This window comes from Pseudomonas sp. GX19020 (assembly GCF_023371075.1).
GTDB lineage: Bacteria > Pseudomonadota > Alphaproteobacteria > Rhodobacterales > Rhodobacteraceae > Pseudogemmobacter.
Map to the genome: position 1 here is coordinate 160833 of NZ_JAMCCR010000007.1, position 20551 is coordinate 181383.

The 20551-nt window shown below is 65.2% G+C and carries 20 protein-coding genes; 10 read left to right on the plus strand and 10 right to left on the minus strand.

Going from position 1 to position 20551, the window contains the following annotated elements; genetic code table 11:
* The first annotated feature begins 4 nt into the window (after positions 1 to 4).
* From M3484_RS13330 to M3484_RS13360, 7 genes are read left to right on the plus strand one after another with little or no spacing between them, the layout of a single operon-like run.
* Positions 5 to 1045: a LacI family DNA-binding transcriptional regulator gene (locus M3484_RS13330; RefSeq protein WP_249497249.1), complete on the plus strand. Its 1041-nt coding sequence runs from the start codon at positions 5 to 7 to the stop codon at positions 1043 to 1045.
* Positions 1042 to 1620: a hypothetical protein gene (locus tag M3484_RS13335; RefSeq protein WP_249497250.1), complete on the plus strand. Its 579-nt coding sequence runs from the start codon at positions 1042 to 1044 to the stop codon at positions 1618 to 1620. The genes M3484_RS13330 and M3484_RS13335 overlap by 4 nt, the downstream gene beginning before the upstream one ends.
* 25 nt (positions 1621 to 1645) lie before the next feature.
* Complete coding sequence (locus tag M3484_RS13340; RefSeq protein ID WP_092904647.1) at positions 1646 to 2533, plus strand: N-acyl homoserine lactonase family protein; 888 nt, start codon at positions 1646 to 1648, stop codon at positions 2531 to 2533.
* On the plus strand, positions 2533 to 3474 hold the full coding sequence (locus tag M3484_RS13345) for a 3-hydroxyacyl-CoA dehydrogenase (protein ID WP_249497251.1): 942 nt from the start codon (positions 2533 to 2535) through the stop codon (positions 3472 to 3474). The genes M3484_RS13340 and M3484_RS13345 overlap by 1 nt, the downstream gene beginning before the upstream one ends.
* Positions 3471 to 4235: an SDR family NAD(P)-dependent oxidoreductase gene (locus M3484_RS13350; RefSeq protein WP_092904643.1), complete on the plus strand. Its 765-nt coding sequence runs from the start codon at positions 3471 to 3473 to the stop codon at positions 4233 to 4235. Before M3484_RS13345 ends, M3484_RS13350 begins: the two co-directional genes overlap by 4 nt.
* 26 nt (positions 4236 to 4261) lie before the next feature.
* Positions 4262 to 5170 carry an L-threonate dehydrogenase gene (ltnD, locus tag M3484_RS13355; protein ID WP_249497252.1) on the plus strand — a complete coding sequence of 303 codons (909 nt, stop codon included), beginning with the start codon at positions 4262 to 4264 and terminating at the stop codon, positions 5168 to 5170.
* 5 nt (positions 5171 to 5175) lie between these two features.
* On the plus strand, positions 5176 to 5943 hold the full coding sequence (locus tag M3484_RS13360) for a hydroxypyruvate isomerase family protein (RefSeq protein ID WP_249497253.1): 768 nt from the start codon (positions 5176 to 5178) through the stop codon (positions 5941 to 5943).
* Here the strand turns inward: M3484_RS13360 and M3484_RS13365 are convergent.
* Together M3484_RS13365 and M3484_RS13370 are read right to left on the minus strand one after the other, a co-directional pair.
* Entirely contained in the window at positions 5933 to 6928 is a 996-nt protein-coding gene (locus M3484_RS13365) for a four-carbon acid sugar kinase family protein (RefSeq protein WP_249497254.1), read from the minus strand. The two genes, M3484_RS13360 and M3484_RS13365, sit on opposite strands and share 11 nt — an antisense overlap.
* Positions 6925 to 7701: a DeoR/GlpR family DNA-binding transcription regulator gene (locus tag M3484_RS13370; protein WP_249497255.1), complete on the minus strand. Its 777-nt coding sequence runs from the start codon at positions 7699 to 7701 to the stop codon at positions 6925 to 6927. The genes M3484_RS13365 and M3484_RS13370 overlap by 4 nt, the downstream gene beginning before the upstream one ends.
* A 148-nt stretch (positions 7702 to 7849) precedes the next feature.
* Between M3484_RS13370 and pdxA the strand changes: the two genes are divergently transcribed.
* Positions 7850 to 8863, plus strand: a complete 1014-nt coding sequence (gene pdxA, locus M3484_RS13375) for a 4-hydroxythreonine-4-phosphate dehydrogenase PdxA (protein WP_249497256.1) — start codon at positions 7850 to 7852, stop codon at positions 8861 to 8863.
* A gap of 438 nt (positions 8864 to 9301) precedes the next feature.
* On the opposite strand, the gene M3484_RS13380 is transcribed toward pdxA, so the two are convergent.
* Together M3484_RS13380 and M3484_RS13385 are read right to left on the minus strand one after the other, a co-directional pair.
* Positions 9302 to 12388, minus strand: coding sequence for an efflux RND transporter permease subunit (locus M3484_RS13380; protein WP_249497257.1), 3087 nt, complete (start codon positions 12386 to 12388; stop codon positions 9302 to 9304).
* A 4-nt stretch (positions 12389 to 12392) separates the two neighbouring features.
* Positions 12393 to 13622: an efflux RND transporter periplasmic adaptor subunit gene (locus M3484_RS13385; RefSeq protein ID WP_249497258.1), complete on the minus strand. Its 1230-nt coding sequence runs from the start codon at positions 13620 to 13622 to the stop codon at positions 12393 to 12395.
* Positions 13623 to 13899: 277 nt separating this feature from the next.
* On the opposite strand from M3484_RS13385, the gene M3484_RS13390 reads away from it, so the two are divergent.
* Together M3484_RS13390 and M3484_RS13395 are read left to right on the plus strand one after the other, a co-directional pair.
* Entirely contained in the window at positions 13900 to 14292 is a 393-nt protein-coding gene (locus M3484_RS13390; RefSeq protein WP_249497259.1) for a VanZ family protein, read from the plus strand.
* An 86-nt stretch (positions 14293 to 14378) separates the two neighbouring features.
* Positions 14379 to 14582 (plus strand): hypothetical protein, encoded by a 204-nt coding sequence (locus M3484_RS13395; protein WP_249497260.1) that lies wholly within the window; start codon positions 14379 to 14381, stop codon positions 14580 to 14582.
* Between the two features lie 25 nt (positions 14583 to 14607).
* Here M3484_RS13395 and M3484_RS13400 read toward each other — a convergent pair whose 3' ends face one another.
* From M3484_RS13400 to M3484_RS13425, 6 genes are read right to left on the minus strand one after another with little or no spacing between them, the layout of a single operon-like run.
* Positions 14608 to 15939 carry an NtaA/DmoA family FMN-dependent monooxygenase gene (locus M3484_RS13400; protein WP_249497261.1) on the minus strand — a complete coding sequence of 444 codons (1332 nt, stop codon included), beginning with the start codon at positions 15937 to 15939 and terminating at the stop codon, positions 14608 to 14610.
* A gap of 12 nt (positions 15940 to 15951) precedes the next feature.
* The gene (locus M3484_RS13405) at positions 15952 to 16971 is read right to left on the minus strand and encodes a branched-chain amino acid ABC transporter permease (RefSeq protein ID WP_249497262.1); all 1020 of its coding nucleotides are present in this window, start codon (positions 16969 to 16971) and stop codon (positions 15952 to 15954) included.
* Between the two features lie 3 nt (positions 16972 to 16974).
* Positions 16975 to 17886 carry a branched-chain amino acid ABC transporter permease gene (locus tag M3484_RS13410; protein ID WP_249497263.1) on the minus strand — a complete coding sequence of 304 codons (912 nt, stop codon included), beginning with the start codon at positions 17884 to 17886 and terminating at the stop codon, positions 16975 to 16977.
* Positions 17883 to 18587, minus strand: a complete 705-nt coding sequence (locus M3484_RS13415; protein ID WP_249497264.1) for an ABC transporter ATP-binding protein — start codon at positions 18585 to 18587, stop codon at positions 17883 to 17885. The genes M3484_RS13410 and M3484_RS13415 overlap by 4 nt, the downstream gene beginning before the upstream one ends.
* Complete coding sequence (locus M3484_RS13420) at positions 18580 to 19320, minus strand: ABC transporter ATP-binding protein (protein WP_249497265.1); 741 nt, start codon at positions 19318 to 19320, stop codon at positions 18580 to 18582. Before M3484_RS13420 ends, M3484_RS13415 begins: the two co-directional genes overlap by 8 nt.
* A 23-nt stretch (positions 19321 to 19343) precedes the next feature.
* Positions 19344 to 20546, minus strand: coding sequence for an ABC transporter substrate-binding protein (locus M3484_RS13425; RefSeq protein ID WP_249497266.1), 1203 nt, complete (start codon positions 20544 to 20546; stop codon positions 19344 to 19346).
* Positions 20547 to 20551: the final 5 nt, after the last annotated feature.

Below are 20551 nucleotides of genomic sequence, written 5' to 3' on the forward strand. Positions count from 1 at the left end.
GGTTATGAGTGACGACAGCATTAAGGGTGGTTCGCGCAAGCGGGTGACGGTCAAGGATCTTGCCCGTTCACTCGGGATGTCGGTTTCGACCGTCTCACGCGCCTTCTATCCCGATGCCATCGTTGCCCCGGAAACCCGCCGCCAGGTTCTGGAAGCCGCGGAAGAGATGGGCTACCGGCCCAACCCTTTCGCACGGTCGATGATCACAAGGCGGACGCGGATCGTCGGCCTTGTGGTCGCGGGCATCACCAACCCCTTCTATCCGGAGGTGATGACCCGGCTGACCACTGCGCTGCAGGAGATCGGCATGAATGTCATGCTGGTCTCCGCCGAAGCGCCCGAGCGGATCGACGAGGCGGTGGAACAGGCGCTGACCTATCAGCCTGATCTGATCATCATCCTCGCGGCCACCATGTCGTCGCGCGCGGTGCAGGAATGCACCGCCGCCGGCACCGCCTGTATCTTTTTTAACCGTTTGTCCTCGGACCCGGCCGGACATGGTGTCACCTGTGACAATATCACCGGCGCCCGCATGGCCGCCGATCACCTTATCGACAAGGGGCACAGGCGGCTTTGCTATGTCGCGGCTTTTCCCGATGCTTCGACCAATATCGAACGCTGGCAGGGCTTTCGCGACCGTGCGCTGGAGCGCGGCCTGGCCGAGCCGCAAAAGGTTGAGGTCGGGAATTTCAGCTATGAGGCCGGGTTCTCGGGCGCTGAGGCCTTCGCCGCGCTGTCGGAACGCCCGGATGGCGTATTCTGCGCCAATGATATCGTCGCCATCGGCTTTGTCGAAGGCGTGCGGGCGCGGCTGGGGATCGGGGCCCCGCTAGATATCTCGGTGGTCGGTTTCGATGATATCGCCATGGCCTCCTGGCCATCGCATTCGCTGACAACGATCCCGCAGCCGATTGACCAGATGCTGGCGGTCACCGTCGATCTGGCGGCGCGGCTGGCGGCTGATCCGGCGACGCCGGTCGAATTGCACCGCATCGCCCCGAAACCGCTGATCGAACGTGGCACCACCGCGGGGAGACAAGAATGAGCGGCCATCCTATCCCCCGCCCGCAGGGTGCCGCGCTGTTTGAGCGGCTCGCGGTGCTGCACCGCCCCGATTGCACCGCCCCGATGCAGCCGCCGCCCACTGAGATCCTGCCTGACGAGGGCGAAATAGCGCGGGCGCTCGCCTCCGACGCTGCCGGGCGCTACGGCGTCGCGGCCCGCGCCGTTTTCAACGATCTGCGTCGGCTGGTCGGGCAGCTGGCCGGACTTCTGATCCTCGCGCGGCTCACTTCGCGCCCCGATCACGCCGGTCTGCCCGAGGTGAAAGCCTGCCGCGAGCGCGAAGCGGAGATTGCCGCGCAGCTCGCCGCGCTTGCCGCCCCCGGCCCGCTTGCCCCTCATCGCGACCGGCTTTCTGCCAGCGCCGGACTTTGCCGTGCGATCCTTGACGGGCTGGTTGCCTGGCGGGCGGATGCGCCGGGGGCGGACGCCACTTTCGACGCGCTCAATGCGCAGATCCGCCGTGCATATGCCGTGTTGGAAACCTGCGCCGAGACGCGCGCCGGACTGCAGATGATTGATTTCAGCCATGCCTGCTGCGCCTGCGGCGGGCATTGATCCGGGACAGTTCAGGGAGGAAATGATGTCCGATTATTCGATCTGGGTTTGCGAATATTCGTTCGTGAAAGACTATCACAAGAGCGGCGTGCTCTATGGCGCCCATAACCAGGGCTATGTGAAGCTTCCCTATTGCTATGTCGTGATCAAGGGCAAGGATCACGTCGCCATGGTCGATGTCGGCTATAATGACAAGGCTTACGGCAAGACGCTGGGCGACCGCTTCAAGGTCGAGAACTGGCGCAGCCCGCGTGAGGTTCTTGCCGGGATCGGGCTGACGCCCGAAGACGTCGATACCGTCTTCATCACCCATGCGCATTTCGACCATTTCGGCAATGTAGAAGACTTTCCCAACGCCAAATTCTACATCCAGGAGCGCGAGATCGCGAAATGGGTCTGGGCGATGTCGCTGCCGGAGCGGATGCGCTGGATGATGGTCGCGGTCGATCCCGGCGATATCGTACGCGGGGTGGAGCTGGCACGCGACCGCCGGCTGATCACCGTCAATGGCGCCGTCGAGAATGTTCTGCCGGGGATCGATCTGCATCTGGCCGAAGACAGCCACACCTATGGCTCGATGTGGGTCACGGTCCGGAATGACGGTCAGACACAGTCGGCAGACCCCTGGGTGCTGGCCGGAGACCTGGTCTATGTCTTTGAAAACGTGAAGGGCCCGGGTGCTGCCGTCGATGCCGGCGAGATCTATGTCCCGGTCGGCCTCGCCGTCGGCAGCCAGACCAATCTGGTGCTGGCGACGGAAGAGATGATGAAGCAGGCCGGCTATGACGCTCATCGTGTGATCCCGGTCCATGAGGAGCGGCTGCGCGACACCTTCCCCTCGCGCATCACCAAAGACGGGCTGCGCATCTCGGAAATCTGCCTCGCCGATGGTGAGGCCTCGAAAGTCGCATAATGTCAGGAAAAGCTGTAATAGGGATTGTCGGGGCCGGGCTGGTCGGCTCCGGCTGGGCGGTGGTCTTCGCCCTCGCCGGGCATCAGGTGCTGGTGTTTGATCCGTCGCCCGAAGTGCGTGCGAAGGTGATCCCCTGGGCGCAGACCGCGCTGAGCGAGCTGGCTGAGGTTGGGCTGGCCGATGATGCAGGCGCTGCGCTGGCAAAGATCAGCGTGGTGGAAAGCCTGTCGCAAGCCGTCAGCCCCGCCGATTATATCCAGGAATCGGTCTTTGAGCGGGTGGATGTGAAGACAGAGGTCTGCCGTCAGATCGGCCCGCTGCTGAAACCGGGTGCGGTGGTAGGCTCGTCGTCTTCCGGAATTCCGGCCTCGGCTTTCACCGAAGACTGTGCGAACCGCAATCGCTTCCTGATCTCGCATCCGGTCAACCCGCCACATCTGGTGCCGGTGGTGGAACTGGTGCCGGCGCCCTGGACCGACGCGGATGCCGTCACCTCGACCCGCGCGCTGATGGAGGCGGTGGGCCAGGTCCCCGTCTCGCTGACGCGCGAGATCGAGGGCTTTGTGCTGAACCGTCTGCAAGGCGCGCTGCTGAACGAGGCCTGGGCGCTTTATGACGCGGGCTATGCAACGGCGGCGGATATTGATGCGACCGTGGCACATGGGCTCGGCCTGCGCTGGTCCTTCATGGGGCCGTTCGAGACCATCGACCTCAATGCGCCCGGGGGCGTGGCGGATTATGCGGCGCGGCTTGGCCCGCTTTATCATTCCATAGCGGAATCGCGCCGCGACCCGCAGCCCTGGTCTGCTGACCTCATCGCCCGCATTTCCGCCGAGCGCCGTGCGGCGCTGCCGGAGGGCGAGCTTGCGGCCCGCAGGGCCTGGCGTGACGGGCGCCTGACGCGGCTCGCCGCTTTCAGGGCGCGGGAGGGTGCGAAATGAAGATCGACCTTACAGGCAAACGCGCCTTCGTCACCGGCGCGACCGGCGGGCTCGGGCGCGCCATCGCCATCGGTCTCGCCGCCTCGGGCGCGCGGGTGGCACTTGGCTATAACAGCGCCGCAGCCGGGGCCGAGGCACTGGCGGCTTCGATGCCGGGCGAGGGGCATCTGCCTTTGCGCGCACCGGTCACCGACAGCGCCGCGCTGGCAGAGGCGGCGGCAGAGATCCGGGCGGCGTTTGGCGGGCTGGATATTCTGGTGAACTGCGCAGGCATCACGCGTTTCGTGCCGCATGGCGATCTTGACGCGCTGGAGGATCAGATCATCGACGATATCCTCGCGGTGAATGTGCGCGGTCTGATCGCCACGACCCGCGCCATGCGGCCGATGCTGGATGCGTCCGACCGGGGCGCGGGCGGCAAGGCGGTGATCGTCAACATCTCTTCCATCGCGGCCCGGACGGGGATGGGGTCGAACATCGTCTATTGCGCGTCAAAGGCGGCGGTCGACAATATGACGCTGTCGCTCGCGCGGGCGCTGGCGCCGAAGATCCGGGTGCTCTCGGTGGCGCCGGGGCTGGTCGATACCGATTTCGTCAAATCACTGAGCCAGGACTGGCGCGACGAACAGGCCGCGCGCACGCCGCTGGGCGATCTGGCACAGCCGGAGCATATCGCCGATGCAGTGGTCGCGGCGGCGGGGCTTCTGACCTATTCGACCGGCACGGTGATCGCCGTGGATGGCGGCAGACCGCTCGGCTGAGGCCGGGCCTTTTAACGGAGAAGATGATGACCCGGACGGGTGCTGTGGCCGTGATCGGTCTTGGCTCGATGGGGCGTGGCGCGGCTTTGTCGCTCTTGCGCGCCGGGCTGGAAACCCATGCCTTTGATATCCGCCCCGAGGCGCGGGCGGATTTCGCCGCACAGGGCGGTTGCGCCCATGAGACCGCTGCTGCGGCAGTCGCGGCGGCGGAGGTGGTCTTCCTTTTCGTCGTCAATGCCGATCAGGCCGAAGACGTGCTGTTCGGCACCGGCCAGGCGGTCGCGGTGGCACAGTCTGGTACCGTCTTCGCGGTCTCGGTGACGCAGGATCCGGCGCGGGCCGAAGATCAGGCGCGCCGGTTGCGCGAGGCCGGGATGCTGCCGCTGGACGCCCCGGTTTCAGGTGGTTCCGCGAAGGCGCTGGCAGGCGAGATGAGCGTGATGGCTTCTGGCCCCGAAGCGGCGTTCCTCAAGGCCGGCCCGGCGCTTGACGCGATTGCGGCCCGGGTTTTCCGGCTGGGCGCGGCGCCCGGGGCTGCATCAAAGATGAAGATGATCAACCAGTTGCTGGCCGGGGTGCATATTGCGGCTGCGGCCGAGGCGATGGTGCTGGCGCGCGCCGCCGGCCTCGATCTGCATGAGGTGATCGGGGTGATCGGCGATTGCGCCGGGATGAGCTGGATGTTTGGCAACCGCGCGCCACATATCGCCGATGGCGACTATACGCCGCATTCGGCGGTGGATATTTTCGTCAAGGATCTCGGTATCGTGACCGGCGCGGCTTTGGGGCTTGGTGCCAGCGTGCCGCTTTCCGACAGCGCGCTTGCCCTGTTCCGCGAAGCCGCAGCTGCCGGGCTCGGGCGCGAGGATGATGCGGCGGTGGCGAAGGTGCTCGCCGCGCGGGCCGGGGTCGCGCTGCCCGGCAGCGGGGGCTGATCGGGATGCGCTTTTCCGCAAATCTCGGATTTCTCTGGGCCGATCTGCCGCTTCCCGAGGCGATCCGCGCCGCCGCGCAGGCCGGCTTCGACGCGGTCGAATGCCACTGGCCTTATGAGACGCCGGCGGCCCAGGTGAAGGCGGCGCTGGAGGAGACCGGGCTGCGGATGCTCGGCCTCAACACGCGGCGCGGGGCGACTGGTGAGAACGGGCTGGCGGCGCTTCCCGGGCGCGAGGCAGAGGCGCGGGATGCGATCCTGGAGGCGCTCGCCTATGCCGAAGCGATTGGCGCCGGGGCGGTGCATGTGATGGCCGGGATCGCCTCGGGGCCGGAGGCCGCTGCTGCGTTCCGCGCCAGTCTTGCCTTTGCCTGCGCGCAGGCAGGCGGTCGTACCATTCTGATCGAGCCGCTGAACCCATATGATGCGCCGGGCTATTTCCTCAACAGCGCCGAACAGGCCGCGTCGCTCATTGAAGACCTCGGCCATCCGGCGCTGAAGCTGATGTTCGACTGTTATCACCTGCAAATCTGCGGCGGTGATATCTGCCGGCGGTTCGAGCGCCTGCTGCCGCTTATTGGCCATGTCCAGATTGCCTCGGTGCCGGACCGGGGCGCGCCGGATCATGGCGAGCTGGACTACTCTGCCGTGCTGGCCCGGATCGGCGCGCTTGGCTGGGCGGCGCCCATCGGGGCGGAATACCGGCCCGGCAGGATGACCGCCGAAACGCTGGATTGGCTGCCCGCCTTCCGCGAGATCCCCGTCAGCGCCTGAGGAAACCTGTCAGCAGATCGGCGCCGCCGAAGCCGCCGGATTTCGAGACCAGCAAACGCCCGTCGAACTGGCCGCCGATGAAGCGCGAAACAGGGATGCCCGGACCGGCCTCGCCGATACAGTCGAGGGCTTCGGTGCCGGTCTGAGCCAGAACAAGGCTCAGACAATCGCCGCCGGTCACGAAGACCGCGCCTGCACTGCAGGGGTCCAGACGCGCGAGGCTGTCGCGCAGCCGCGCATGGGTCTCGTGCGCATCGGCGCTGCGCGGCACCGGGTCCAGCAGGACAGGTTTCGCGCTGTCCGCGTCGGGCCCGCCCCCTGAAGCCGGACGGGTCAGGGGGGCAAGTGCTGCCGCCTGCGCGCGGGTGGCGGGATGCGCTGTCCCGAGGATGAAAAGCCCGACCTCCGGGCGCGGCGGGGGCGATGAGGGGGTGGCCAGCGCCTCGGCCAGCCCCCGGCTTCCCGCCCAGAGCGTGCCTTGCATCCCGGTCCAGGGGCGGATGGCCGCGCGCAGTTGCGCCGCGTTTTGCGCATCCGGCACATGGATTTCCCGCTCCGGCGCCAGCCGGGCGAAAGCCGCGCGCAGATCGCCCTGTGCGGTCTCGCGCCAGGTCCCGCCGTTCTGCACCAGCTGGCGCCCTTCCCTGGTGATCCGGCCCATTTCGGGGAAGGCCGGCGCAAAGATGCAACGCGTGAAACCGCCGGCTGCCATCATCGCCAGCGTCTCGGCCAGCGGGTGGCCGCGCAGCACGCTGTCGACCTTCTTGAACCAGAGCGCCGACGGGTCCGCCATCCGACGTGTAGCATCACGCACCAGCCCGCAGGCGAGCGGCTCTGCCAGATCGCGGCTTTCGGTGCTGTGGCTCAGCGCGGGCGCATCGCCGCCGGCTGACAGCGTCAACCGCACCGGCGCGGAATCGCTTGCAAAGGGCGCCGCTGCATCCAGCGCGCCGGTCAGATCATCTGCGATCAGCCGCAGCCTCACGGCAGTGCCGCCAGATCGACCTGGGGAACAGCATGTTGCAGCACCGCCAGCTGATCAAGCCCCAGCCGGTCATCCGTCACCAGCCGGTCCAGCTGTCTCAGAAGACCAAAGCTGCAAAAGGCGCGTGAGAAGATCTTCGAGCTGTCCGCCAGCAGCACCGGCCGGTCGGCGGCGGCAAGGATCACGCGTTTGAGCTGAGCCAGCTCGACCGAAGTATCCGACATCTCGGTCTCGCTGACCGCATGGGCGCCGACGAAAGCCAGATCGGCGCGCAGTCGCCGCATCAGATCGAGCGTATCCGCCCCCATCAGCGTGCCGGAACCGGGGCGCAGCTCTCCCCCGGTGACGATCAGGCGGATCTGCGGCGTCTCCGCCAGCGTCGCGGCGATGGCGAGATCATTGGTGACGGCGGTAAAGGCCGTGCCGCTGTCGCGCGCCGCCCGCGCCGCCGCCGCGGTGGTGGAGCCGCTGTCGAAAATCGCGGTCATGCCGGGGCGGATCAGCTGCGCCGCCTCGCGCCCGATTGCCGCCTTTGCCCCGCTTTCCAGCTCGGAAGCGATGGCGCGGCCGAGCTCGGGCCCGGCGCGCAGGCTGCCGGTCAGCAGCGCGCCACCGCGTGTGCGTTCCAGATGCCCGGCTTCAAACAGCATGTCGACATCGCGGCGCAGCGTCGAGACAGAGACCCCAAGCGCGGCTGACATCTCTTTCAGCCCCGCCGCCCCGTCACGGCGCAGGAATTCGATGATCCGGGCCTGGCGCAGGGCTGGCAGCATGGGGCGTCTTTCCGGTGCGGTTGGGGTGCAGGATATTCTGTAATGTCGCGGCGAATATTTCAATACATTCCATATTGCGCCGGAATATACTTCCAATATCTTTCATATAGTGTCAAAAGATTTCAGTTCGATGCAGCCCGAGGTCCCAATGTCCCGCCCGCTTCTTGCCATCACGCTTGGCGATCCCGCCGGAATTGGCCCGGAAATCACGCTGCGCACACTGGCGCAGCTGCAGGACAGGCTGGATCTGGGCGCATTCGCGCTGGTGGTGATCGGCGATCCCGGCGCGCTCGCCATGGCGGGGGAGGTCACCGGATTGCAGCCGCCACCTGTGATCAGCGAAGCGCAGCTTGCCGGGCTGCAAGGGGCCGCGATCCTGCCGACCCCGGCGCCGGACGCTGAGATCCGCTGGGGTGAGGTCACGGCGGCGGCGGGGGAGCAGGCCTATCAGGCCATCGCCATCGCGGTGCGCCTTGCCATGGCGGGGCGGATTGACGGCATCGTCACGGCACCCCTGAACAAAGAGGCGCTGAACCTCGCCGGGCGCCACTATGCCGGCCATACCGAGATGCTCGCCGACCTGACCGGGGTGAAGGGCAGCGTGATGATGCTGGCGCATGGCGGCATGCGGGTCAGCCATGTCTCGACCCATTGCGCGCTGGAGGAGGTGCCGGGACGCGCCACGGCGGCCCGCATCTCCCATGTCACCGATCTGACGCTGGCGACGCTGAGGCGGATGGGGATGCCGGCGCCGCGCGTGGCCATTGCCGCGCTGAACCCGCATGCCGGCGAGGGAGGGATCTTCGGGCGTCATGATATCGACGTAACGGCGCCGCTGGTCGCGGAGTACCAGGCGAAAGGCGAGAAGGTTTTCGGGCCGGTTCCCGGCGATACGGTCTTTGTGCGGCTGCGCGGCGGGGATTTCGATGCGGTCGTGGCGATGTATCACGACCAGGGCCATATCCCGGTGAAGCTGCTCGGCTTCTCGGTTGACCCGGCCACCGGGCGCTGGACGGCGCTGAACGGGGTGAATGTAACGCTCGGCCTGCCGGTAATCCGCACCTCTGTCGATCACGGCACCGCCTTTGACATTGCCGGCAAAGGCATCGCCGAAGCATCGAGCCTGATCGAGGCGGTGGATTACGCCCTCACGATGATATGAGCCCTATCGTCCTGCCCCCCCGTTTTCGGGGTTGGTTTCTGCCATAGCATGTACAGGATCGGCCAGGTTGCCGCCCTCACCGTTCTTAAGACGCGATGAGATCCTAAATCCCAGGCGGAAGGCCCGGACATCGTCAATGAGGTCAGGAAGCTTCCTCCATGGCTCCAGAGCCAGGCATCCTTCCTGCTTCGTGCCTCTTGAGCCTGCGAAGCAGGGTGGTGACTGCGCGTGGCGCGCCTGATGTCCGTCAGAACCCGCTCGGCAGGCGCTTTCATCTTGACGGGTTTCTTCAGCGTTTTCAATTTCATCCGGGGTCAGGATGAGCCAGAATCTCTCCACTGTGCAATCACGCCAGACTGATCCATCGGGCTGATGGCGGAAAATCCTGTCCCCCTCGCGTGAAAAACCCGGGTAAGGCCCCTGCACATCCAGGGGCCATTACCTGCGACCACTCAGCCGCAGCACCAGCACGTAAAGCGCGGGGACCATGAAGAGGGCGATCACCGTCGAGGCAACCATACCGCCCAATACCCCGATCCCGATCGCATGCTGCGCAGCCGCGCCAGCGCCGGTGGCGAGCGCCAGGGGCAGCACGCCAAGGGCAAAGGCGAAAGAGGTCATCAGGATCGGCCGCAGCCGCGCTTCGGCGGCAGAGCGGGTGGCGGCCAGCAGCTCCATCCCCTGTTTTCGTCCTGCCTCGGCGAATTCGACGATCAGGATCGCATTGCGCGCGGCAAGGCCGATGGTCGTTAAGAGACCGACTTTGAAATAGACATCGTTCGACTGCCCGAACCCCCAGGCCGCAACAAGTGCGCCAAGGATGCCCACCGGCACCGCCAGCATCACCGAGAACGGGACCGACCAGCTTTCATAAAGGGCCGCCAGCGCAAGGAATACCACGAGCGCCGACATGGCGAAGAGGATCGGCGCCTGGTTCCCCGAAAGCCGCTCCTGATAGGAGAGGCCGGTCCAGGCGATGCTGTAGCCGGGCATATCTTCCAGCAATGCCTCGAGCCCCTCCATCGCCGCGCCTGTCGAAATCCCCTCTCCCGGGTTTGCCGAGATCGAGATCGCCCGCGTGCCGCCATAGCGGTTCAGCGTGGGCGAGTTTTCGGACCAGGTCTGGGTCATGAAACTGGCAAAGGGCACCATCTCGCCGGCGCGATTCCTCGCATGCCACACGGCCACATCTTCGGGCTGCATCCGCCATTCGGCGGCGCCCTGGACGATCACCGGCCGCAATTCGGCCCCGAGTTCGAAATCGTTCACCTCCCGGCCCGAGAAGATCACCGAAAGCATGGCATTCACCTCGGACACCGTGAGCCCCATTGCCCGGGCGCGGCTCTGATCGACATCAAGGCGCAAAGCGGGGCGCCGGCTTGGCTCATGGCCGCGAAAACCCGAGGCGATGCCGGCCTCCTGGGCGCGTGTGGCGAGAAGCATTGCGGCCTCTTCCATCGCGGCCTGGCCCTGACCTGCCTGGTCGATCAGATAGAAGGAAATGCCGGCGGAACTGCCGACCCCCTGGATCGCCGGTGGCTGGGAAAAGGTGATATTGCCGGCGCGATGGCCGTTGAAATGGGCATTCGCGACCCGTTCCAGCCGGGAAGCAGACAGGCCGGGGCGTTCGGCAAAAGGTTTCAGCCTGATGTAAAGCATGGCGGTATTCGGCCCGCCCCCGCCCCAGGTAAAGCCAAGCGCGGTCATCACAGTGTCGACGGTCGCGCCTTCTTCCTCCATCAGCCAGTCAACGACTTCTTCGGTCACGGCACGGGTCTGCGAGGTGGTTGATCCTTCGACAAGGCGCAGCTGCACCATCATCACGCCCTGATCCTCTTGCGGGACAAAAGACGACGGCAGCTGACGAAACAACTGGAACGAGCCCCAGCTGATCGCGCAGAGCAAAAGCAGCACAAGGAAAGGCCAGCGCATTGCCAGCCCGGCCGCATGGCCGTAGCCACGCGTCACTTTGGCCATGCCGCGGTTGAACTGGCGGGCAAACCAGTTGCCGCCATCATGTGCGCGCGGTTTCAGAAGCGCCGCACACATCGCGGGCGACAGGATCAGCGCCACGGCCAGAGACAGCACCATTGCCGAGATGATCGTGATTGAAAACTGCCGGTAGATCACCCCGGTCGAGCCCGACATGAAAGCCATCGGCAGAAAGACCGAAGACAGGACCAGCACGATCCCGACCAGCGCCGATGAAATCTGCCCCATCGACCGGCGTGTGGCGCTTACCGCATCCAGTCCCGGCTCATGCTCCAGCTGGCTTTCCACATTCTCGACCACCACGATGGCGTCGTCGACCAGAAGGCCGATCGCCAGCACCATGGCAAACATGGTCAGGGTGTTGATCGAATAGCCAAGCCCGGAAAGCACGCCGAAAGTGCCCAGAAGCACCACCGGAATGGCAATTACCGGGATGATGGTCGCGCGCCAGCTTTGCAGGAAGATCAGGATGACGATGAACACAAGCGCCACGGCTTCGGCCAGCGTCTTCCAGACAGTCTGGATCGAATCCTCGATAAAGGGCGAGGTGTCGAACGGATAGGCAACCTCGACCCCTTCGGGCAGCGCGCTTTGCAGGCCCGCAAGCGTCTCACGTACCCGTTTCGCGGTCTCGACGGCATTCGCGCCCGTCGCCAGCGTCACCGAGAACCCGGCCGCATTGGCCCCGTTGAAAAGAGCCGAGCGCCCATAGCTTGTCTGGCCGATCTCGATGGTGGCAACATCGCCCAGCAGAACTTCGCCGCCGCCTTCCTCGACCCTGAGCCGGATCTGTGCGAACTGGTCGACCCCGGTAAGCTGGGTCTGCGACGAGAGCGCGACGGTCAGCTGCTGCCCCGGCACTGCCGGGTCCGCGCCAAGCGCGCCCACCGAGACGGTGGAATTCTGATCGGCAATCGCGGCCGTGACATCGCCGGGCGTGATCTGGAATTCGGCCATCTTCATCGGGTTCAGCCAGACCCGCATCGCAAAGCCCGATGAGAAACTGTCGATCGAGCCGACCCCGTCGACCCGGAGCACCGCATCCTCGACCATCTGCGTCGTCAGATCGCCCAGCTGCAGCGTCGAATAGCGGTTGTCGCGCGAAACCAATGCGCCCACCATCAGCGAGCTTTCCCCGGCGCGCTGAACCTGGGTGCCGCGTTCGCGCACCACCAGCGGCAGGCCGGATTCCGCCAGCGCGACCTTGTTCTGAACCTGGTTTTGCGCCTGATCGGCCGTCACCGTGTCATTGAAGACCAGCTCGACCCGGCTGCGGCCACTGGCCGAAGAGCTTGACGTCATGAACAAAAGCCCGTCGAGCCCGGTCATCGCATCTTCGATAACCGAGGTGACCGAATTCTCAGTCGCCTCGGCCGAGGCACCGGGATAGGTCGCGGTCACACTGATACGGATCGGCGCGATATCGGGATATTGCTCGATGGGCAGGTTCCAGAGCGACCAGCTGCCGAACAGCATGGTGATGATCGCCAGAACCCAGGCGAAGACCGGGCGGGTGATAAAAAACTGTGCCACCAGATCAGTTCCCCGCGCCGCCTGCCGTGGCGGGGGCAAGGTCGCGCACCACTCCTTGCGCATCTATGGTCACCGGGACGGGGGTGATCTCGCGCCCCTCGCGCATGGTGTTGATCCCGTCAAGCAGCAGCCAGTCGCCCGGCTCCAGCCCGGCCTGCACGATCCAGGCCGCCTCCCAGGTGCCGGTTTCGGTCAGGTAGCGTTTGGTGACTTTTCCATCCACGGCGATCCAGGCCGATAGCCGCCCGTCGCGTTCGCGCTGTGTGGCACGCTGCGGCACAAGGATCGCCTGCTGCCGCGCCAGCGTCAGCTCGGCCTGGACGAACATGCCCGGCGCAATCATGCCGCCCGGATTGAGAACCTCGAACCTGAGCGTGCGGGTGCCGGTGGACGAGGACACTGTCGCCGCCGAAGAAACCAGCGCCGCCTGACCTGCGATGCGCCGGCCACCATCCAGCACCAGAACCAGCTCTGGTGTGATCAGCTCGATCTCGCCTCTTTCGGCCCGGGCCTCGATGGCAAGCCGCGTCTGATAGGGTTCCGACAGATCGACCAGCACGGGATCGACCTGGACGATTTCGGCCAGCGCCTGGGCCTGGCCCTGGGTTACCAGATCCCCGACCGAGACCTGGGCCACCCCGACAATCCCGGTGATCGGCGCCCGGATCGTCGTCCAGTCCAGCTGGGCGCGGGCCAGATCCACGCCGGATTCCGCTTCGGCCAGCCCGGCCTGAGCCTTCAGCAGGTCGGTTTCGGCAATATCCAGCGCCGCCTGGCTGGCCGATGAGCCGCGCAGGGCCGAGACCCGGCCATAGCTGGTTTCGGCCGCCTTCAGATCCGCCGAGGCCCGCGCGAGGCTCGCCTCTGCCGAGGCCAGCGCGGCGCGATAGGTCAGCGGGTCAATGGTGAAAAGTGGTGTACCGGCCTCGACCTGGGCCCCCGGAGTATAAAGGATTGCGGTGATCTCGCCCCCGACCCGTGGCCGGAGCTGTGTCGCGCTGCGCGCCACCGCCCGCCCGGTCAGCAGCTGCTGCACCGGCACCGAGGCCCGTTCCAGCACAACATAGCCGGCTTTCGGGGGCGGAGACGGGGTCTCCTGCGCCATCGCGGGGCGCAAAAGCGGCAGCGGCGTCAACAGGCCGGCGGGCAGGAGAACCAGCATGGCCGCCAGAATATGGAGCGCAGGAGAAAAACGCTGTGGCCGGGTTCCGGTGGATCGCAATTGGGTTCGCATCGGGAAGTCTCCGGCCTGTAGCTGCCTGTTCGGCTGTTGTTATGGTACGGATCCGCAGCCGGACCCATGGACTGACACGTCAGCCGCAGAATTTTCCGGCGTTTATGCCGCGACAAGGCTCTGATAAAGGCCCATGGCGCTGATCTGCCCGAACTTATGGCACTGTTTCGTGACTTTTCCACCCTCGCCAGCGGAACTTCGCCCCTGACTGGTAAATCCGCCGTGAACCACGCCTCTTGCGATGGACTTCTCACCCCCGGCCCCGGATAAACGGCGGATGTCTTCCAGATCCCTCCTGACCCTGATCATCGCGGCTTTGCTGCTTATTGCCATCGGTATCGGCACCCTGATGCCTGGCGGCGCACTGCCCCAGATGCCTGGCTCTGACAAAATGCAGCATTTTGGGGCCTTTGCCCTGGTTGCCCTGGTTGTCACGCTGTTGCGGCCGGGCTGGGTCCTGCCGGTCGCGCTGGTCCTCGTGGCCTATGGCGGGCTGATCGAGCTGATCCAGCCGCTGGTCGGGCGCTCGCGCGAGCTTGCCGATTTCGTGGCCGACAGTCTCGGTGTGGCGGCAGGCAGCCTCACGGGGCTGATTCTCCACCAGGCTATTCAGCGCCTCCAGCGCGGCACCAGCGACACCGTCGTAAACCAGACCGCCGATAACCGCTGATCCAGGGGGCTTTCCGGTATCACGGAAATCCCGGAAGCCCTGCCGCGCAGTCAGATCTTCAGACGCCAGGCTTTCACCTGTTTCTGATGCGTCAGGAGGACTTCCTGCAATCCTGTATTGCGGCTTTTACCCAGCATCCCGACCTTGCGCGGTTGTTCTGTGCGGCCTCGCTGCTGATGGATGATATGCGCAGCCCGGCCCCGTGCAGGCTGGACGATTTTGGCCGGATCCCCGGCCCCACCCCGGGCAGAGCCGAGTGGATCCAGGCCGCCATTGAATGGGTCGCCTGAACCCTGCACCCGCTGATCCTGACGATCAAATGGCCGGTCTGGTCTGATTAAGATGCTCCCGAAGGGTCGTCCCGGTATATGCCTCGCGATAGATCCCCCGCGCCTGGAGATGCGGCACGACTTCCCTCGCGAAGTCCGAAAAGCTTCCGGGCAGAAAAGCCGGGGTTACCACAAACCCGTCGCAGCAGTCGCTTTCGAACAGCTCAGCGAGCCTGGCAGCGATTTCCACGCCGGTATCAGCAATCTGTGGGACCCGGATGCTCGCGGCCCAGATCCGGCCGATTTCACCCAGCGTCTCATGCGGGGCATGGATCGAGGGTAGCTTCTCACGGACATAGGCTGGCACCTCCGGGCGCTCCAGCAGGGCCTCAACGGTCAGGTCCAGCGGATAGGGCCCAAGGTCAAAATTCAGCTGCCCCGAAAGTGTGACAAGACCCAGTTCGGGCCTCGCGAGGCTGTTGTGAAAGCGCAGCTTGTCCTCTGCCTCCTCCCGGGTCGCGCCGATAAAGGGCATCACCGCCGTGAGGATCTTGCAATCCTCCGGCTGCCGCCCGGCCAGTCGCATTTCTTCATGCACGGATTTGCGGAAACGGCGCATTTCTTCCGGCTGCCGGTGGATCGTGAAAATCACCTCGGCCCAGCGGGCACCAAAACGCCGCCCTCGGCCGGAGGAGCCGGCCTGAATGATCACCGGGTGACCCTGCGGCCCTGGCGGAATGTTCAGCGTGCCATTTACCCTGATCCATTTTCCCTCATAGGATACCGGGCGGATACGGGACGGATCGGCGAAAATCCCGGCCTCTTTGTCATGGATCAGCGCATCCGGCGCCCAGCTGTTCCACAGCGCCAGCGTGGCCTCGACAAATTCATCGGCACGGTCATAGCGCAGATCATGGGCCAGATGCTGATCCGCCCCGAAAATCCGGCCCTCGCTGTCATTCATCGAGGTGACGATATTCCAGGCGGCCCGCCCCTTTGAGATATGGTCGAGCGTCGCGAAGGAACGGGCGACATGGTTCGGCTCGAAATAAGTGGTCGAACGTGTGCCACCAAGGCCGATCCTGCTGGTCTGTGCTGCCAGGTAGGACAGCACCGGCACCGGATCCAGACGCGCAGCATCCTGGGCACCATAGCGAAAACCGGTCTCGCGCCCCTCGGCCAGCTGCTCCGAAACAGCCAGGCGATCCGCGAAGAACAGGAAGTCAAAAAGACCTTCTTCCAGCGCATGGGCCGTTGCGGTGTAAAGCGCGGGATCCAGAAAACTGCCCTCTGTTTCGGGATGACGCCAGACCGCGTGGCTGTGGGCCACGGGACCAGCAATCAGAAAAGCGGCGAGATGGATCTGGGGTTTGCCCATGGTATCCTCCTGTCAGCGTGTCGCTCTGAGCGGCCAGGTCAGTTCTCTGCTCCGGGTCAGGCCACCTGGACGGCGGGTCAGAACAACAAGAATGATTATGGCAAGAAGCAGTTCCTGGCTGCCGGAGGGGAGGCTGAACCGGCTTTCTCCAAGCGTGACGCCGGATTCCAGGACCCGAAAGCCCGAGATGACGCTGCGGATCAGAACCGCCCCCAGCACAGCGCCGGTCACGCTGGCGCGGCCACCAAAGATCAGCATGGCCAGCATCAGGAATGTGAGATCCAGCCAGAAGGTCCGCACCGAAAGCGCGCCAAGGAAATGGCCAAGCAGCACCCCGCCGACCCCGACAAAGAACGCGCTCAGTGAAAGCGAGAGGATGCGCAGCAGCAAAACCGGTACGCCCGAGGCCCGGGCCGCGATCAGATCATCCTGCGAGGCGCGCAGCATCAGGCCATAGCGGCTTTCGCGAAACAGCACCGCTGCGGCCACTGTCACCACAGCCCAGGCGGCGGCAGTGCCGGCAGAAACGTCAAGCGGCAGGCCGATCAGCGTGCTGGCCCCGGCCGTCCAGCTGGTCCAGCTCTCATAGATCGCGCGCATCATCGCAAGGAAAGCAAAGAGCGCGATAGAGGCCCCGATACCGCTCAGCCGCATCAGGATCAGCCCGATCAGCGCCGCGACAAGGGCCGCAAGGCCGGCTGCGATCAGGGTCGCGGGCAGCAAAGGCACCGTGTTTTGCAAAAGGAAGTCCGGCAGTCCGGGAAGGTAGACGGGTTTCAGCCCCGGGCAGCAGGTCTGCCAGGCCGAGGCATAGGCCGCGATCAGCATAAAAGCGGAATGCCCGAATGAAACGATCCCTGAATTGCCGATGAAGATCTGCAGGCCGACCACCGCGACGACATAGATGAACATCTCGGTCAGGAAGCGGTTCAGCGCGGGCGGGCCGAAGCTCTGGCCCAGGAACCAGATCAGCCCGATGGCCAGCGACAGGTTGACCGCAGTGGCAAAGCGGAAAGCGGGACGTGCGGCCATGGGTCAGACCCTCTCGATATGGGATTTGGCGCGGATCAGCCCGCCTGGCGCAATCACCAGCAGGATGAGGGCAAAGCCGAAGACGAAGGCGTCGCGCGCCTCGCGCAGGTGATCGGGCAGAAAGGCCTGGAGGGCGGTGGTGGCGATCCCGATCAGGAAACCGGCCAGAACCGGGCCCAGCAGGCCCCCCATGCCGCCGATCACCGTGGCCATAAAGCCCATCAGCGTGATCGGAACGCCCATCCGGTAATCGAGAGTGCCCGTCTTCACGACAATCAGCAGGGCGGTCAGCGCCGCCAGCGCGCCGCCGATGGCAAAGGCCGTGCCGATCACCCGGTCCGCCCGGATGCCCAGCAATTGCGCCATGCGGAAATTCTCGGAGGCGGCCCGCATCTCGGCGCCGAAACGGGTGCGTTTGAGGAACAGCGCCACCGCCGCCAGCGCGGAGAAACAGGTGGCGATGGTCACCAGATCGATGATCGGAGCCTGCCCCCCGGCAAAACGCACCGGGGCCATCAGTTCCGGCCAGAGATTGATCGATTTCGGCCGCCCGCCATGCACCAGGAGGATCAGGTTCTGCAAGGCATAGCTTACCGCGAATGAAGAGATCAGCAGCGTCGCGGGCTCGGCATTGCGCAACGGGCGGAAAGCCAGCCATTCCGTCGCAAGCGCCAGCAGCACGATCAGTGCGATTACCGCAAGGATCAGAAGCGGTGCCGGCCAGGTGCCGATGAACGGCGTTGCCACCTGGGCCGCCGATGGCACCACCAGCGCATAGGCGGCCCAGGTGATGTAATCGCCACTGGCGAAATTGATCAGCCGCATCACGCCAAAGATCAGCGCGACACCAAGCGCCACCAGCGCATAAAGCCCGCCAAGCGAAAGGGCATCAATCACATATTGCATGAGGCTCATAATGCGGCTTCCCCGAAATAGGCCTGGTGCAGGCTTTCGGCTGAGAGGATCTCCGCACGCGGGGCGGAAAAGGTGATGCGCCCGTTTCGCAGGACGCAGATATGATCCGCGATGCTGAGCGCGCGTTCGGCGCTCTGCTCGACCACCAGCGCCGCGACACCGCGCGCCTTCAGTCCCCGGATCGCGCCAAGCACCAGCGCCGTCATTTTGGGGGAAAGACCCAGCGAGGGTTCATCCACCAGCAAAAGTCCGGGCCGGGTCAGCAGGGCGCGTGCGATCACCAGCTGTTGTTGCTCGCCCCCCGAAAGCCTGCCTGCCGGTGTGGCAAGGCGGGTCTCCAGCGCGGGAAACTGCGCGACCGTCTCGGCGATGGCATCGTCGAGCTTCTGGCCCGGGCGCAGCCCAAGCCCGAGGTTTTCCGTCACGCTGAGCGTGGAAAAGACGCCGCGCCCCTCGGGGACCAGCGAAAGGCCGCGCCGTGCGACGATATCGGCGCGCAGGCCCAGGATCTCCTCGCCTTCAAACCGGATGGAGCCGCTCACCTGGCGCAGCGCGCCGGCGACCGCCAGCATGGCCGAGGATTTTCCCGCCCCGTTCGGGCCGACAAGGCAGGTCACCTGTCCGGCGGCCGCCGTCAGGCTGATACCGCGCAGGGCCTCGATCCGGCCGTAGCTGACCCGCAGATCCCTGAGTTCAAGCATCTTCCCCGTCCTCCTCATGACCAACACCCAGATAGGCGGCGATCACGGTTTCATCCCGGCGGACGAGATCCGCGGGGCCGTCAGCGATCTTGTGGCCCCGGTCGAGCACCACCAGCTGCGGACAGGTCGCAAGGACCACATCCATATTATGTTCGATCAGCAGCAGCCCGCAGCCAAAGCGGGCAGGGATCGCGCGGATCCGCCCGGAGAGCGCCGCGCATTCCACCTCATTCAGTCCGGCAGCGGGTTCATCCAGCAGCAGGAAACGCGGCTGCGAGCCAAGCGTCCGCGCAATGCCAACAAGACGCTCCTCGCCGAAAGAAAGGTCTCCGGCGCGCAGATTTGCCCGGTGACCAAGGTCCATCCAGTCCAGCAGCTCCCGCGCTGCAGGCCCGGCTGCCCTGCGACTGCGCCCGGCCGCGCAGAGCGCGACCTCGACGTTTTCAGCGACCGTCAGGTCATGGAAAAGCCGCGCGGCCTGAAAGCTGCGCACCACCCCGGCCCGGACCGCGCCGCGCGGGCCGCCCCTGGTGATGTGCTGGCCATTGACCAGCACATCACCCTGATCGGGCCGCTGAAAGCCGGTCAGAACGTTCACAAGCGTGGTCTTGCCCGCACCATTCGGACCGATCACCCCCAGAATACCGCCCTGATCCAGGCTGATATCGACGGAACTCAGCGCTTTGATGCCACCGAAACCGACCGATAGGCCGGTTCCGACAAGCTTTGTCACCGGGGACGGCGCCGTTTCGGGGCTTAGTCCCACCATTGGATGTAGTCGCGTTTGGCGGGGCTGTAATAGCCGATGGCTGCGGGTTCACCATTGGTATAGCCGACAGCCAGCATCGGACGGCCCGCAGTGATATGCAGATCGGCGGTGAAGGTGGTCAGACCGGCCAGCAGCGGCTCATCCCGGAACTTCTCCAGCTCCGCCAGAACTGCGTCAGAGTCGAAAGTGCCGGCCCGTTCGACAGCGCGCGCCCAGGCGGTGACAGCTGAATCGCCGGTCACGGCCTGGCCGGTCTGCGGGCGCTCGCCTGTCGCAGCCAGAAAATCGGCGTTGAAGACACCGATTTCCGGGCGTGGGTCATCGCCGCGGGCCGAGGAATAGGAGAAGTAATAGAAGTCACTCAGATTTTCTGCCGGAACGGAATCGCGCCAGCCATCGCCATCCGCATTGGTGCCGGTGACGAAGGGCGCGGTGATGCCCGCCGCGCGGAACTGGCGCACGATGGCCGGGAAACCGGGCGTGACGCCTGCAAGGGCGATGACATCGGGCTGTTCGGGCAGCGCCTTGATGCGGGTGATCTGTGCCGAGAAAGAGGCATCGTCATTGCGGAAGGTATCGCTGCCGATCAGCGTGCCTTCGCCCGCCTCGGCTGCCCAGCCTGCCTCAAATCCGCGACCGAGGCTCTTGGTATATTCAAAGCTGCTGTCGGTCAGCAGATAGGCGGTTTTCCAGCCCTGTTTATGCACCGACCAGCTGGCGAGCAGGCTGCCATTGGCTTCGGCCTCGCTTGCGAGGGAAAAGACATAGCGGCCGATCGCATGATTGCCGAGCTTGGCATCCGCGCCGCAGGTCGAGAAGGAGATCACACCTTTCTGGTTGGCAACCAGCGCCGTCGGCGCCCCCATGTCGAAATCGCAGGAAATGATCAGAACCTGAGCACCGGCATCCAGAAGCTGCGCCCCGGCCTGGGCGGCTCCGGCGACTTCGGTCTTGGTATCGGCCTTTTCCAGCACCAGGGTTTTGCCAAGCAGGCCGCCATTCGCATTGATCTTTTCAACGGCGAGTTTGACCGCGTTATAGGGGCCCTCGTCATAGGGGGCCATCCAGCCGCTTTCGGCAATGGCCGCCCCGATGACGATGCTATTGTCGTCAGCCTGGGCTGCGAAAGGCATGAGCGAGAGCGTGGCTGCCGCCGAAGAGGCAAGCAACCTTTTGATATGTACAGACAATTTAT